Here is a 14,740-nt window from a genome sequence, read left to right as displayed (position 1 = left end):
GAGTCCGAGTTTATACATATAAATCAAGAAAGCATCTTATAGTATTCCCTTGGTGCTCGGAATAGCCGCAGACTCATCCCTTTGCAAAGCCATTTTGATAGACTTCGCCACGGCCTTGAAGATGGCTTCAATTTTATGGTGCTCATTGTCACCGGTGCAAGAGATATTGAGCGTGGTGCGAGAGTTATCAGTAAATGACTTGAAGAAATGAAAGAAAAGCTCCGTAGGCAGGTCGCCGACGCGTTCACGGCGAAAATCTGCGTTCCAGACCAGCCAGGGCCGGCCTGAAAAGTCGATGGCAGCTTGCGCGAGGGCTTCATCCATAGGCAGCAGAAAGCCGTAGCGTGCGAGGCCACGCTTGTCGCCTAAAGCCTGGGAGAAAGCGGTACCAAGAGCCAGAGCAGTATCTTCTACTGTGTGGTGTTCATCAATGTATAAATCACCTTTTACACTTATGTGTAAATCCACTCCGCTGTGTCGTCCCAATTGTTCGAGCATGTGGTCGAAAAAACCCAGACCTGTATGAATATTCGTTTGGCCGGAGCCATCCAGATTTAAACGAACTGAGATTTGGGTTTCATTGGTATTACGCTCAATCATCGCGATGCGGGCGGGGTAGCGCAGAAACTGGTAGATAGCTTCCCAGTTGGTAGTGGTGAGGGCGGCACGCGAGTCGGGCTTCTCTCCTATCAGGATGGCTTGGCTGCCGAGATTGGCAGCTAGCTCCACATCGGTGAGCCGGTCGCCGATGACATAGGAATTGGCTAGGTCATATTCGTTGGCGGAATCAAGGTAGCGGCCGAGCATGCCCAGACCGGGCTTGCGCGTGGCCAGGCCTTCGTGGGGAAAACTACGGTCGATATGCTCGGCGGCAAAGTGAATACCCTCGCCAGCCAGGATTTCCTGCATCAGGCGGTGCGGTGGCCAGAAAGTATCTTCGGGAAAACTGGCCGTACCCAGACCGTCCTGATTAGTCACCAACACCAGCTCGTATTCGGGGAGGTCGCGGGCAATGCGAGCCAAGGCACTGATGCAGCCCGGCAGGAATGCAAACTTTTCCAAGCTGTCAACTTGCTGGCTAGGCTGCGGCTCCACGAGGATGGTACCGTCACGGTCAATAAAAAGAGCCTTTTTCAAATTAATAAGCGATTAAGCATGAGCAATTAACAATCGGGCAGCTACTACTGATGGCAAACCAACTAACGGACGACAGGCATTTCCGTGGTCTGCTCCGCTCCTATTTCGGCGAGCGCCTGAAGCAACTGCTCGTTTTCCGTATCGGTGCCCACGGTCAGGCGTAGGCACCCGGCGCAACCGGGCTGGGTAGTGCGGTTACGCACCACAATGCCGCGGGCCCGCAACTGGTCGTAAACAGCAGTAGCGTCGACACTAAAACGCACGAGCAGAAAATTGGCATCCGAAGGAAAAACGTGCTCCACGATGGGTAGGCGCGGCAACTCGGTGGCCAACCAGGTGCGACCGTTGAGGAGTTCAGCCCGCATTTCGGGCAAGCTTGGGGCGCCGGCTAGCGCGGCCAACGTATGTTGCTGCGTGGCTGCGGAAATATTGTAGGGCGGCTTAATTTTATCGAGATAGGCAATGAGCGCCGGGGCCGCATAGGCCACACCCAGACGCAGGCCGGCCAAGCCCCAGGCTTTGGAGAAGGTTTGCAACACAACCAAGCGGGGGAATTCAGCCAAACGCGTGGTCCAGCTTGGCGCGGCGGCGAAGTCAGCATAGGCTTCATCAACCACTACTAGGCCTTTAAAGCTGCGGAGAATGGTTTCCAAGGCGTCGGCAGCCAGCAGGTTGCCGGTAGGGTTGTTGGGCGAACACAGGAAAACCAGCTTGGCCTTCGATGCTGCCAATACCTCGGCGGCATTAGCCGGCAACTGGAAATCGGCGGTAAGCGGCAGGCGCTCGACGCGTACGTCACTAAGGTTGGCGGCTACCTCGTACATCCCATAAGTGGGAGGGCACACGACGATACTGTCCTGACCAGGAGTACACGTGAGGCGCACGAGCAGGTCGATGGCTTCATCCGAGCCGTTGCCGAGGAATATTTGGTTGGAAGCAACGCCCTTTAGACGCGCTAAATCAACCTTGATGGCCCGCTGGTGCGGGTCTGGGTAGCGGCTGAAGTCATCCGGACCGACGGAGCCCAGGCTATTTTCATTAGCGTCGAGCATGACCGGGGCCATGCCTTCAAACTCATCCCGCGCCGACGAATACGGCTGCATGCGCTCCACGCTAGGACGAATGAGGCCCACATAGGGTTTGCTGAACGTAGAATCCTGCCCTTCAGCGGTACTTTCTGTTTGTAAATTTTCTTTACTCAGCGCGGCGAGCCGCAGGCTCACGGCCTGAGCGTGCGCGGCCAGGCCTTCAGCTTCGGCCATAGTTTCTACCACGGGGCCGAGCACCTGCAAGCCAGCGACTGAAAGGCGTTGGAAAGTGATTTTCTTGACAAACGAATCGAGCGACACGCCGCTGTACTGGCGGGCGTAGCCCCCAGTAGGCAAGGTGTGATTAGTGCCCGAGGCGTAGTCGCCCACCGCCTCGGGGGTCAGGTGACCCAGGAACACCGAGCCCGCATTGGTTACCTGCGTGGCCAGTGCTTCGGCGTTATCAGTGGCCAGAATAAGGTGCTCGGGCGCGTACTGGTTCGAAAATGCCAGCATGGTCGCGGCATCGGAGAGCAGAATGGCGCGGCTGTTGGCCAGTGCTTGAGCAGCCACTTCACGCCGGGGCAGCGTGGCCAGCTGACGCTCTAACTCGGCCTGTACTTGCTCAATAATCGACTCTGAATCGGTCAATACGACCACCTGGGAATCGGCTCCGTGCTCGGCCTGGGAAAGCAAATCAGCCGCTACGAACCCGGGATTGGCGCTAGCGTCAGCAATGACCAGTACTTCCGAAGGGCCGGCGGGCATATCGATGGCCACGCCGTACTCGGCGGCGGCCAGCTGTTTAGCCGCCGTTACGTAGCGGTTGCCGGGGCCAAAAATTTTATCAACTGCGGGTACCGTATCGGTGCCTAGTGCCAAGGCGGCCACGGCCTGCGCGCCGCCGACTTTCACGACTTTATTAATACCTAACAGCTGCGCCACGAACAAAATCACTGGGCTCACCGAGCCGTCGGGTTGGGGCGGCGTGCAGACTACCACCTCCGGGCAACCGGCCAGACGGGCCGGCACCCCCAGCATCAGCAGCGTGCTGAAGAGCGGAGCCGACCCGCCGGGCACGTAAAGGCCCACGCGCTGCACGGGCACCGCACGCCGGAAGCAAACCACTCCAGGCATGGTTTCTACCCGCATTTCGGGTTCGCGCTGGGCCGCGTGAAAGGTTTCGATATTGATTTTTGCCTGACGAATGGCGGCTTGCAAGTCGGCGGGAACCTGGGCCACCGCAGTAGCAAACTCGGCTGATGATACTACCAGGCCGGTGAGAGTGGCTTTGTCAAGCTCTGCCGCTAAGGTCAGCAGAGCGGCATCACCGCGCTCACGAACCTGGCCAAAGATGTCACGAACACGGGCCGCGACCTGGAGCGCTTCGGCGGCCGCGGCACGCTGCTGCAGTGCGGGCCAGGTGCTGGGGTCGGGATAGGAATAAACTTGCATGGCGAACATGGCGAACGGAGCTAGGCAATCATCTTTTCAATGGGCAACACCAGAATGCCCTCGGCCCCCACGGCTTTGAGCTGACTGGTGATGTGCCAGAAGTCATCCTCCTGCACCACCGACTGCACCGATACCCAACCCGCCTCGGCCAGCGGCGTGACCGTGGGCGACTTGATGCCCGGCAACAGGCGCCGCACTTCATCGAGGGCTGCGACGGGCGCGTTCAGCACGATGTACTTGCTCCGCTTGGCCCGCCGCACGGCCTGCATCCGGAAGCGTAGCTGCTCCAGCAGTTCGGCTTTTTCGGCCGACAAGTTGGGCTGGGCAATGAGCACTGCTTCGGACCGGAATACTGTTTCTACCTCCCGCAGGCCATTTCCCAGCAAGGTGGAACCGCTACTCACGATGTCGCAAATGGCTTCGGCCAGACCAATACTGGGCGCGATTTCCACCGAGCCACTGATGGTGTGCAGGTTCGACTGCACACCGTGCTCGGCCAGGTAACGGCCAAGGATGTTGGGGTATGAGGTGGCAATATTCTTGCCCTGCAGCGCGGCTACCGAGCCGTAGGCATCAGCGCGTGGTACGGCCAGGCTCAGGCGGCATTTGCTGAAGCCTAAAGCCTCGACTTCCAGGCTCGGGTAACCAGCTTCGACTAGTACGTTCTGACCCACGATGCCGAGGTCGGCCACGCCGTCCTTCACATAGCCGGGAATGTCATCGTCGCGCAGAAAGAGGATTTCGAGCGGAAAATTGGTGGCTTCGGTCTTGAGCTTATAGGAGCTGCTGAGGAAGCTGATGCCGCATTCGCGAATAAGAGCAAGGGAATCTTCGCTCAGGCGACCGGACTTTTGAATGGCTAAACGTAGCATGAAAAGGTAAACAGACGGGCAGTGCTCCATTGTGGGCACGCATCAATTCTACACTGACGCGGAGGCAGACGGCAGAATTTCCCGAAAATTGAAAGGTGAAGCCCGGCGCTGGCATACCCCGGGATGCGGCGGTGGAGGCGCGGGCAACCGGTGCTATGCTAGCACCCGGCGCATAGCCCGGCCCCCCACAGATGGTGGTGATGGTGTACGCCCGCAACTGCGCGACGGCCCGTGAGCGAGGCAGCAACAACAGCACGAAAAAGGATGGGGCGAATGGTCATCGGGCACAAAGGTAGAACGGAAAACCGAACGGTCACTAGCCGTGGTTCTGGTTTCTTTTCGACAGTCCATACCATTAACCTGCCGCGAAGGTTTGCTAATGCAAATAAAATAATCTTCAATCTGACTCTGTACTTGTAGAGAACCTAGTAGTACATAGCTACTTTTATTGCATTCTTTACTACTCTGCAACCACTTACCCTATTAAGTTAGCCAAGGTAAGTCTCAGCGATGCATCTCGGAATTTATACCGGGCTAGCAGTAGCGCGGACTACTAAGAAACCGTTTTAATCCTAGAAACGCGCAATCAGCCGTAGATTCACCACGCGTTGCGAGAGGTAGCTGGGCACCGAGTAGGTCACGCCGTTTACGTCTTGCAGGTAGCTGTAGCCGGCCACGTTGTTTGCCGCCAGCACATTGAGGATTTCCAGACCCAGCCAGAGACTTTCAAAGCTGTAGAAGTGGGCTTTTGGAGAATTTCTCAAGCCCACAACTTTAGAAAAACCTAGATCAACGCGCCTATAGTTGGTTTCCAGGGCATTGGTACCACGTAAGGTGGGTTCGTTGGGGGGGCTGAAGGGCAGGCCCGTACCAAACACAAGATTCACATAGCCGCGCACCGACGGATTGTCGGGCAAATGGTCCTGAAAAAATACGCCCACGTTCACGCGCTGGTCTTGCGGACGACGGATGAAGCCTTTTTCATCCCCTTCCACATCTTCCTTAGTACTGAGCACGCCGAGGCTGAACCACGACTCAGCCCCCTTCACAAATTCGCCACTCAGGCGGGCATCAAAACCGGCGGCGTAGGCCTTGGCATTGTTCCTGGCGAAGTAGCGCAGCCGCACGTTATCCACGTCGTAGGGCACCACGTCGGTGAGGTGCTTGTAGTATGCTTCGACCGAAAACTTGAACGGGCGACCGTATTGCTGGAAGCTAATTTCCTTGCCCACGATGAAATGGTAGGATTTCTGGGCGCGCAACTCGGGATTGAGGTAGGCCTGCTGAATGCCGTTTTGGATGGTAGTCTGGTCGCGCAACTCGCGGTAGAACGGCGGCTGGTAGTATACACCCACGGCCGCTTTGAACGCCCGGTTGGGGTGGCGGCGGCTGATTTGCGAGTACTGCACCCGCGGGCTGATAACGAGCTGGCTATTAGTCGTCCAGTAGTGAGCCCGGACGCCGTAGGTCAACGTGCGCAGCGAATCCAGGTTCCAGGTGTCCTGCACGAAGCCTTGGCTGCGCGTGCTGAGCAAGCTTAAATCAGTACGCAGGCGCAGGCGGCGGGCATCGGGCACGTAATCAGCCGAGTCGGCAAAGCTGTATTCGTCGAGGGTGTCGTCAATCCTTTCGCGGCCAATCTTGGCGCCCCAGCGCACAGTGTGGCCGGAACCAGGTGACCAACGGCCACGGGTTTCGGCGGTATAAATCTGGGCCTTGAGGAAGTTGCGCGAGTGCTTGAACTGCGAGCCAATGTCGCGCTGCCGCACGGATTCATTAAAATCGGGCGAGGTGGGGTCACGGTTGATTTCGGCGAAGGTGTACGCGGCTTCCACATCCCGAAATTCGAACTCGCGTGAAATCAGAGCCGAGGTCAGCAGTTCCATTTGTAACCGGGACGAGAAGTCGTGCTTCAGGTTCAGGCCGCCCTGATAGGTATCGAACTGCATCCGCTCACGACCGTCGTAGGCAATGAAAACCCGTGTAAACTGATTGGTACCAGTGGAGAACGTGGCCTGGCCGGTTTCGGGCGAAAAGCGGTAGTCGTTGTGCGCAATTACGCCGAGCAGGCCCAGCGTGGTGCGCTGCGGGTCGTCTTTCTTACCCAGCCCGATGTTTACAAAAGCCTGCGCATCATAGAATGTAGGATTGTAACCACCCTGCGCCTGCTTCAGCGAGTTGAACACGTACTGAGCATTTCTGTAGCGCACCCCCGCCAAGTAGCTAACGCGGCCGTTGGCCGAGCGCGCTTCAGCATGAGCCGCGCCCCCCACCAGGCTACCGGTGAGCGAGGCCGCAAACTTATCAGGAGTCTTGTAGTCAACGCTCAGCACTGAGGCCAGCTTGTCGCCGTACTTTGGTTGCCAGCCCCCACTGCTGAATTCGACCTGCTTCACTAAATCCGGGTTGATAAAGCTCAGGCCCTCTTGCTGTGCCGCAGTGACGAGAAACGGCCGGTAAATCTCGAACCCATTGACATACACCAGGTTTTCATCATAGTTGCCACCCCGTACGTTGTAGGTACTACTCAGCTCGTTGTTGGAAACCACGCCGGGCAGTGTTTTGAGAATGGCGTTGAAGTCGCCGAACGGCGAGGGCAGCTCTTTCGCCGCGCGCGGGTCGATGCGGGTGATACTGACCTGTTCGCGGGTATCAGCCAGGTCCGAGCGGCCCGTCACACGGACGTCCTTCAGGGCCCGGGCATCAAGGCGCATGGTCAGCACCAGGGGCTTATGTGCATCAGCGGGGATACTGAGGGGCACCCGCAACGGCAGGTAGCCCAGCCGGCGGACCACCAGCACCACCGACTGGCCCGCCGCTGGCACCCGTACTTTCAGCGAAAAGGTGCCTTCGGCAGTAGTATTGGCCCCTCCGGGCTGGCCTTCTACCGCTACCGCCGCCAATTCCAACGGCTGACCACTGGCATCTCGCAGCGTCCCCGTGAGGGTAACAAATGTAGCAGCCGATGCTTCTACGCCTGCCGGTGGTAGTTGAGTTTGAGCCTGCGCAGCCAGCGGCGTAAGCAGCGCTAGCCATGGCAACAGTGCCCAGCCGCCGACGGAGGTCAGGCGAAGGCTCGTGATTTTTACAGATATAAGCACAGGCAACTGGCGCGGGGTAATAAATTGTTTCACGAGGTCAAAAACGAGCAAGCGTCGCTACTATTGCTGTCGGCCCCCAGAAGAGTCTTTTGGGGAGTCGATTTCTAACCCCGCCAAGTGCTCGCGCAGGCTTGCCAGCGTGGCCACCGGCCCTTCGGGGGCACTGAATACAAAATTGCCGGCTACTAGCACGTCAGCGCCGGCTTCTACCAGCGGGCCGGCATTGTTCATGTTCACGCCGCCGTCCACTTCGATCAGCGCATCAGAGCCGTTTTCCAGCAACAACTCCTTCAGCATGGCCACTTTTTTCAGGGTATTGGGGATGAAAGCCTGACCGCCAAATCCTGGGTTGACCGACATCACCAATACCACGTCCAGGTCGGCGGCAATGTCTTCGAGTAGCGCAACCGGCGTGTGCGGGTTCAAGGCCACTCCGGCGCGACAGCCCAGTTGCTTAATTTGCTGTACCACCCGGTGCAAATGAGTACAGGCTTCGTAATGCACCGTGATGCTGCTGGCTCCCGCATCGCGGAAGGCCGCGAGGTAGTTCTGAGGCTCCTCAATCATCAGGTGCACGTCGATGGGCTGCTTGGCATAGCGGGCCACAGCTTGCAACACGGGCAGGCCAAAGGAGATATTAGGCACGAAGCGGCCATCCATCACGTCGAAGTGCAGCCAATCGGCGGCGCTGTTCGCCAGCCGCTCGGTTTCAGCTTGCAGATTGGCCAGGTCGGCGGCCAGAAAGGAAGGGGCCAGCAACGGGGCACGGCGGGTTGAATTCATGGAGACGAAGATACGGCTGCCACGCACTACCCAAACGCGGCGCAGCCGGCGTCCGGCCTCTACTTTTGCGGCAGCCTCGCCAGTTCAATTCATTCCTTGTGGTGGCACTACGCCATCGCTTTCGCTCACACCTCGCTTCCCGTGCCTCACCTCGTTCCCCTCCTCATTCGCGGTATCAATAATCTGTCCGATGCCCGCTACTGCGCCGGCATGGGCGCCGACAAACTCACCTTCGTCCTCGACCCGACCCTGCCCGGCCACCTCGATACCAAGACCGTCAAAGAGTTGGCCAGCTGGATTGCCGGAGTTGAACTGATTGGTGAGTTCGGCCAGCTTAGTGCTTATGAAATCAACGCTCTATCAACTGAGTGCGCCCTTGATGCCGTCCTACTCCGGCACCCACGCACCAATGAGGAGCTGGCAGAAATTGCCCCCCCCGTGTATATAGAAATTGCGGCTGAATCACTGGCCGCGGTTCAGTTCCTCCCCGACTCAGTAGCCGGCTTGGTAATAGAGCTTCCCGAGACTATTGCGGCTGAAACCACTGCCGCACTAGTCCCAATCGCCAGCTCACGGCCCCTGTGGCTGGGCCCCGGCCTACACCCACAACGAGCCCGCGAGCTGGCAAGCCAGCTGCATTTGGCAGGCTTATCTTTCCCCGCGGGTGATGAGGTGAAGCCCGGCCTGCGCGACTTCGACCAGCTAGAGGCGGTATTTGAGGCGCTGGAAATTGATTAAAACATCTGTGCGGGCAGGTGCATCATCCCGTAAGTGGATTAGCAAACAGTCCTAAGTCAGCCGAAACTGCACGTACTTAATTGGCACTCCTACCGCCCGGTACTTGCCTTCAAAATTGGTTTGGATGGCCTGCGCTTCGGCGAATTCAGGCGCAGTCTCGGCGTACAAGTCGCGCGTGAACCGTTCTACAATAGCCCCGGCGCGGGCCGACAGCGTCTCCAGCGTATAATCAAATAGCCCGGCGTTATCAGTTTTGAGGTGCAGCAGGCCACCGGGAGTTAACAATTGTTCGTAGAGCGCCAGAAAGCGTGGGGACGTCAGCCGGCGCTTGATATCCCGGTCGCGGGGCCGGGGGTCGGGGAAGGTAATCCAGATTTCATTCAGTTCGCCGATGCCGAACTGAGCCGCCAGCGCTTCGGCTCGCATCCGTACAAATCCCACGTTGGTCAGGCCTAGCTCTTCAGCGCGGGTACTACCCCGCCAAATCCGCTCCCCCTTGATATCGAGCCCCAAAAAGTTGCGGCTACGATGGCGTTGAGCCAGCCCTACCGTGTATTCGCCTTTGCCACAACCTACTTCCAAGGTCAACGGATGCGGCTCCCGAAAAAAATCGGTGCGCCATCGGCCGCCGAGTTGCTCATACTGGGGCTTACCGGGTTCAATGATATCGGCGCGGGTGGCATTATCCGTGAAACGGCGCAGTTTGACGCGAGGCAAAATAGGAATTCGTGAAGTGGTGAGATGGTGAATTTAGGCAGCCTGCGGACGGCTCAAGCCGAAGCATACAGATCATCGACTTCAGCCACTACAAAGGTGCTGCCACCGATGAAGACGGCATCATCAGGCCCGGCTGCGGCCCGGGCTGCGGCGACGGCCGCCGCTACCGAATCGTACGCCTTCCCGGGTAAGCCCACAGTTGCCGCCTGCTGCGCCAATTCCTCAGCTGGCAGCGCCCGGGGAATAGTGGCCGCACAAAAGTAGTAAGTACCCTCTGCTGGCAGCAGTGCCAACATGCTGGCCACATCTTTATCGTTCACGGTGCCGATGACCAGATGCAACTGCTGATGGGGCAGTCGCCGCAGTTGGGCCACTACGAAGCCCAGTCCCGCGGCATTATGCCCAGTGTCACAAACGACCAGGGGGCGGCGGCCAATAATGCTCCAGCGCCCGCGCAGCCCTGTGAGCGCCGTTACTTGTCGCAGGCCGGTGCGCACGGCGGCTTCGGTGACGCGAAAACCCAAGGCCCGCAGCTCATCCAACGTGGCTAGCACGCCGGGCAGGTTATACTGCTGGTAGTCGCCGGGCAAGCCCAATTCGGCGTTCGGTAGATAGGGCCGGCCGTGTTGGGTGACGGACAGCGGCCGCAAGCCGGTTTCCGGCGAAGACTCGGCCGAAAATGTAGCCTGATAGATTTGGTCGGCAAAGACCAGGTGGGCGAGTTTGGCTGCGGCTTCGCGCTCGAACACGGCCGCGACCTCCGGCTGAGTCTGGCTTACCACTACCGGCACGCTGGGCTTGATAATACCCGCTTTTTCACCCGCAATCTCGGGGAGCGTATTGCCCAACAAGGCCTGGTGGTCGTAGCTGATGTTCGTGATGAGAGAAACCAGCGGCGTAATGATATTCGTGGAATCAAACCGACCGCCGAGGCCCACTTCCACAATTGCCAAGTCCACCCGCTGCTCGGCAAAGTAGGAAAAAGCCAGCGCCACGCACATCTCGAAAAATGAGGGCTCCACCGTCTCAAACAACGGCCGCCAACGCGCTACCCACTGCACCAAGTAATTCGGCGACAGTTCTTGGCCATTTACCCGAATCCGCTCAGTGAATTCGCGCAAGTGGGGTGAAGTGTACAGGCCAACTTTATAGCCAGCTGCTTGCAGCACCGCCGCCAACAAATGGGAGCTGCTGCCCTTGCCATTGGTGCCCGCCACGTGTACACTCCGGAACTGCCCCTCGGGGTGTCCTAGCGCTTCGGCTAGCGCCAATGTATTACCCAGCCCCTTTTTATATCCTGCGGCACCCACCCGCTGAAACATAGGCAGTTGCTCGTAGAGGTAGGAAAGCGTTTCAGAATAGGTCACGAGTTGTGTTGCTGGTAATGAAACCGCAAAGTAAGCGCCGGCTGTGGGCATTAATCAAAAACCCCGCGACCTGATTGACAAGTCACGGGGCGTAAACTATTGGCAGCTGAAGGTTACGACTAACGAACCGTGAATTTAAAGGTATAAAAACCCGTAGCGCCACCTGCCGCCGCGTTGGTCTTTATGAAATTGGCATCAAGTAGTTTGTCCCGGCACAACTTTTCCTGCGCTGCCGAAACGTTGCCCGAAACCTTCGTGACAGCCAATACCTCGCCATCGTCCGAAATCTTGATTTTGAAACGAATTTGCCCCGAATTGTCGTCAATAGCTTCAACCTGCGGCGTGCTATCAATGCGCCAGCCGCTCATTTCCAGGCCGCCACTACCGGGGCTGCTGCCGCTGCCCCCACTGCCTGGGGCCCCATACAGCGCCTTGGCGTCGAGCGAGCCGTTAGGGTCGCCTTGGTCGCCCACAGCGCCGGGCCGGTCACCGTTGTTGTTGCCGGTCGGCGTGTTGCTGGTACCATTCTCGCCGTTGCCACCGCCGGTAGCACTGCCTTTCGGCGAGAAAGCCACGGCCACTTGCCGCTTCGGCTTGGGAGCCACTTTCACTTCCTCCTTGGGTGGAGCCGGAGTTTCCACGGGTGCCTCCGAAACGGGGCTTTCTTCCGCGTCGCTGGTGATTATCTTTTCCTGGGAAGGCGGCGTGGGCTCGGGCGTGGCTGCCGCAGCGGGCCGGGGCTGGGGGTCGGGGCTGGCCACGGGCGGGCGGCTGTCTTCACGGTTGGGCGAGTTGTTGGCTGTTGCCATGCTTTGCACATCACCCGAGCCCGCTTCGTCGAGGCCATAGTTCAGCTCCACGCCGTCGCCGCCAATGGCAGCCAGCGGCGGGTTGGGTCCCTTGAAAACGGTGAAAATGAACAGTAGCAGCAATACCCCGTGAATAACCAGGGTGCCAATCAGGGCCTCGCGGCGGTGCGGTTCGGGATAGTCAATAGCCATTGTTGATGGACAAACTTGGTAATGCACTGCGGTGCTAACGGCGAGATGCGCAGGTGGAATCAAATTTTATTCAACCTCACAGCAGCACAAAAACGCATTATTACATCAATAATTCACTTCCCAGCCGCTTGCTGGGCCTGAGTAGCCATCACCATTTTCAGCTTGAGACGGTTGCCAATTTCCAGAATGTCAACCAGCTTCTGAACGTTCAACGAATTATCAACGCGCAGCACCACAGTAGGCTGTTCCTCAGTCGAGGTTGTGCCGATAAGGGCCACCAACTCTGGTTCTACGGAAGCTGGGTTGACGGGTTTTTTATTGACAAAGTATGCGCCGGCCGCATCTACCGAAATGGTGATGGGCTGCTTCATTACTTGCTTGCTTGATTTAGCATTTGGCAGTAAGAGCTTAATTACATTGGGATTAACCAGCGTGGAAGCAATAAGAAAGAACAACATCAGGAAGAACATGATGTCGTTCATAGCCCCGGTCTCAACGTGCGACGTGAGGCGATGACGGCGGGAAAGATTCATAACTGCTTAAATTATGAATTATGAGGTATGAATGATGAATGGAGCGGCTCTGAGTTTGGCCACCCGACTCATAATTCATACCTCATAATTCAACTAGTTATCCTGAAGAATGTCCATGAACTCGATGGCCGAGTTCTCCATGCGGAACACCATGCGCTCGACGAGGATGCTGAGCCAATGGTACCCCACGTGGGCGATGATGCCGACGATAAGACCCGTAGCCGATGTCACCAGCTTTACATACAAGCCGTCGGCTACCTGCGGAATACCGAACTCCTTGGTGGCAGCGATGGAATAGAAAATCTTAATAACCCCGATGATGGTACCCACGAAGCCAATCATAGGCGCGATACCGGCAATAATACCCAGGATGCTGATGTTCTTTTCGAGACGGGCGATTTCAATCTTGCCCACGTTTTCTACGCTGGTTTCGATTTCTTTGAGTGGCAGTCCAATGCGGCGCAGACCTTTTTCGACCATCCGGGCCAGCGGCGAGGCGGTTTGAGCGCAGAGCAGCTTAGCCCCAGCCAGGTCCCCTTTCACCATCAGCGAGCGAATGCCGGCCATGAAAGAATCGGGATTACCGGCTGCCTTGCGGATGGTGATGTAGCGCTCGATGATAATGTAAACAGAGAGAATAGAGAGGGCCACCAGCGGGACCATTATCAGGCCACCGCGCAAAAGCAGGTCGATGACGGGAACACTAGTGTCGGCTATGGGAGCAGCAGCGGTGGCGGTATTTACAGTATCGGCAGCGGCAGGAACCACTTGCAAGAGGAATACGGACATGCGGACGATTAAAATTTCAACGTATTGTAGTCACAATGGGTGCTCACGCGCAGGCGCTGGGCTTCGCGTTGGGCCGAAGCCAGGTCGGGGTAGTCAGCGGCCGTCAGGCGGAACAAGCGGCTGCCGTAGGGAGGTAAAATAATACGGGTGACCCGCCCTGCGCGAGCCAGGACCCTGCGGCCCTGCTCAGCGCGGAGCAAACTACTGTAAGCGCCGGCAATGACGTAGTAACGACCGGTTGGGTTTTTAATTGTAGTGGAGCTTGTGGTGGCAGAAGGCGTCGAATTTGCCGAAACAGATGCGGTGACTGGAGTAGCAGTAGGTACGACAGCCGCCGGCGCGGTGGATTCTACCGGCGTGGCTGGCGCGGCGGCCGGAGCAGTAGCTTTCGCAGGTAAGGTTGCAACCGGGCTGCTGGCAACACTCCCTACTGCCTCGCTCGATGTGCGGGTTGGTATCTCCTCAATAGTTGGCGAGGGCGCGGTTTCTACCGGGGTAATGCCTTCGGACGCTAGTGTGCTGGTAGTAAAGTCATGCTGACCTAAAGTGGCTTGCTGCGGCTCGGTAAGCACCAGGTTGACCGGCGCGGCGCGGCGCTGGGCGAGTGCCAGTTTGGGCAGTTGGGTCTGCCAGCTTGCCGGCAGGTAGCCGGCTTTCAGAGCCACCTGATAGTTTGCCAGCAGCAACAGGCCCGCGGCGAGGGCAATAACCCCGGTTGGGACCAGGCGGGCCCAGCGTGAACGCCGGGTGGCGCTACCGCGCAAGGCGGGCTGCGGACGCTTAGCACGGGCATCGTTGGTGCGCACGGGCCGGGCGGCGAGCTCGGGCAAGCCAAAAGCAGAGGCTAGCAGATTATCAGACCCCGTGTATTCGAAGGCGAGCCCCCGGCCGGCGGCGCGGCGAAAGATGCCGATGCCGGGCAACTCGGTCCGATTAGTTTCTTCCAGTTCTTGTTGCAGGCCGGCTACGGCGGCGCGCACGGCATCGCGGGCTTGCGCGATGGACAGCCCCAGGTGCTGGCTCAGGGCATCCACCAGCAGGCCGTCGTTGCGGGTCAGGGCTTGGTTGAAGGCCACCAGCTTGGTTGGTGGGCTCAGGGCCTGTCGGCCAGGCTGGGCCCGAGCCGGTGAAACATCGGCCACGAGGCCCCCAAAATCCGGAATAATCACACAGTCGTGGTCACGGAGAAGGGGGCGGATGTGGTCGGCGAGGTGCATGG

General features: G+C 58.2%; 12 protein-coding genes. 1 reads left to right on the top strand and 11 read right to left on the bottom strand.

Annotated features, from left to right (window positions below):
* Positions 1 to 36: 36 nt before the first annotated feature.
* From hisB to rpe, 5 genes are all read right to left on the bottom strand, one after another.
* The gene (gene hisB / locus WX88_RS01555; protein WP_046242530.1) at positions 37 to 1,137 is read right to left on the bottom strand and encodes a bifunctional histidinol-phosphatase/imidazoleglycerol-phosphate dehydratase HisB; all 1,101 of its coding nucleotides are present in this window, start codon (positions 1,135 to 1,137) and stop codon (positions 37 to 39) included.
* A gap of 62 nt (positions 1,138 to 1,199) precedes the next feature.
* A complete protein-coding gene (gene hisD / locus WX88_RS31915; RefSeq protein WP_316932300.1) occupies positions 1,200 to 3,620 on the bottom strand; it encodes a histidinol dehydrogenase in 2,421 nt (806 codons plus the stop codon).
* Between the two features lie 20 nt (positions 3,621 to 3,640).
* The gene (gene hisG, locus WX88_RS01540) at positions 3,641 to 4,492 is read right to left on the bottom strand and encodes an ATP phosphoribosyltransferase (protein ID WP_046242529.1); all 852 of its coding nucleotides are present in this window, start codon (positions 4,490 to 4,492) and stop codon (positions 3,641 to 3,643) included.
* A 572-nt stretch (positions 4,493 to 5,064) separates the two neighbouring features.
* On the bottom strand, positions 5,065 to 7,626 hold the full coding sequence (locus WX88_RS01535) for a TonB-dependent receptor (protein WP_231590597.1): 2,562 nt from the start codon (positions 7,624 to 7,626) through the stop codon (positions 5,065 to 5,067).
* Between the two features lie 27 nt (positions 7,627 to 7,653).
* Entirely contained in the window at positions 7,654 to 8,376 is a 723-nt protein-coding gene (rpe, locus tag WX88_RS01530) for a ribulose-phosphate 3-epimerase (RefSeq protein WP_046242528.1), read from the bottom strand.
* A gap of 141 nt (positions 8,377 to 8,517) precedes the next feature.
* On the opposite strand from rpe, the gene WX88_RS01525 reads away from it, so the two are divergent.
* Complete coding sequence (locus tag WX88_RS01525) at positions 8,518 to 9,114, top strand: beta/alpha barrel domain-containing protein (RefSeq protein WP_156175892.1); 597 nt, start codon at positions 8,518 to 8,520, stop codon at positions 9,112 to 9,114.
* Between the two features lie 51 nt (positions 9,115 to 9,165).
* On the opposite strand, the gene trmB is transcribed toward WX88_RS01525, so the two are convergent.
* From trmB to WX88_RS01495, 6 genes are all read right to left on the bottom strand, one after another.
* A complete protein-coding gene (gene trmB, locus WX88_RS01520; RefSeq protein WP_046242526.1) occupies positions 9,166 to 9,831 on the bottom strand; it encodes a tRNA (guanosine(46)-N7)-methyltransferase TrmB in 666 nt (221 codons plus the stop codon).
* 53 nt (positions 9,832 to 9,884) lie between these two features.
* A complete protein-coding gene (locus WX88_RS01515; protein WP_046242525.1) occupies positions 9,885 to 11,198 on the bottom strand; it encodes a bifunctional folylpolyglutamate synthase/dihydrofolate synthase in 1,314 nt (437 codons plus the stop codon).
* A 119-nt stretch (positions 11,199 to 11,317) separates the two neighbouring features.
* A complete protein-coding gene (locus WX88_RS01510; protein WP_052732234.1) occupies positions 11,318 to 12,199 on the bottom strand; it encodes a hypothetical protein in 882 nt (293 codons plus the stop codon).
* 113 nt (positions 12,200 to 12,312) lie between these two features.
* Positions 12,313 to 12,732 carry an ExbD/TolR family protein gene (locus WX88_RS01505; protein ID WP_046242524.1) on the bottom strand — a complete coding sequence of 140 codons (420 nt, stop codon included), beginning with the start codon at positions 12,730 to 12,732 and terminating at the stop codon, positions 12,313 to 12,315.
* A 93-nt stretch (positions 12,733 to 12,825) separates the two neighbouring features.
* Positions 12,826 to 13,521: a MotA/TolQ/ExbB proton channel family protein gene (locus WX88_RS01500; RefSeq protein ID WP_046242523.1), complete on the bottom strand. Its 696-nt coding sequence runs from the start codon at positions 13,519 to 13,521 to the stop codon at positions 12,826 to 12,828.
* 8 nt (positions 13,522 to 13,529) lie between these two features.
* Entirely contained in the window at positions 13,530 to 14,738 is a 1,209-nt protein-coding gene (locus tag WX88_RS01495; protein ID WP_046242522.1) for an HU domain-containing protein, read from the bottom strand.
* Positions 14,739 to 14,740: the final 2 nt, after the last annotated feature.

The sequence above is a fragment of the Hymenobacter terrenus genome, from assembly GCF_000972495.1.
Taxonomy (GTDB): domain Bacteria; phylum Bacteroidota; class Bacteroidia; order Cytophagales; family Hymenobacteraceae; genus Hymenobacter; species Hymenobacter terrenus.
Note: the sequence above shows the minus strand (reverse complement) of the source record. Positions and strands in the feature narration are given on the sequence as shown.

Excerpts from the sequence above, each read along its gene's own strand:
- hisD (WP_316932300.1), bottom strand. The coding sequence starts at position 3,620 with ATGCAAGTTTATTCCTATCCCGACCCCAGCACCTGGCCCGCACTGCAG.
- hisG (WP_046242529.1), bottom strand. The coding sequence starts at position 4,492 with ATGCTACGTTTAGCCATTCAAAAGTCCGGTCGCCTGAGCGAAGATTCC.
- rpe (WP_046242528.1), bottom strand. The coding sequence starts at position 8,376 with ATGAATTCAACCCGCCGTGCCCCGTTGCTGGCCCCTTCCTTTCTGGCC.
- WX88_RS01510 (WP_052732234.1), bottom strand. The coding sequence starts at position 12,199 with ATGGCTATTGACTATCCCGAACCGCACCGCCGCGAGGCCCTGATTGGC.
- WX88_RS01505 (WP_046242524.1), bottom strand. The coding sequence starts at position 12,732 with ATGAATCTTTCCCGCCGTCATCGCCTCACGTCGCACGTTGAGACCGGG.
- WX88_RS01500 (WP_046242523.1), bottom strand. The coding sequence starts at position 13,521 with ATGTCCGTATTCCTCTTGCAAGTGGTTCCTGCCGCTGCCGATACTGTA.
- WX88_RS01495 (WP_046242522.1), bottom strand. The coding sequence starts at position 14,738 with ATGCACCTCGCCGACCACATCCGCCCCCTTCTCCGTGACCACGACTGT.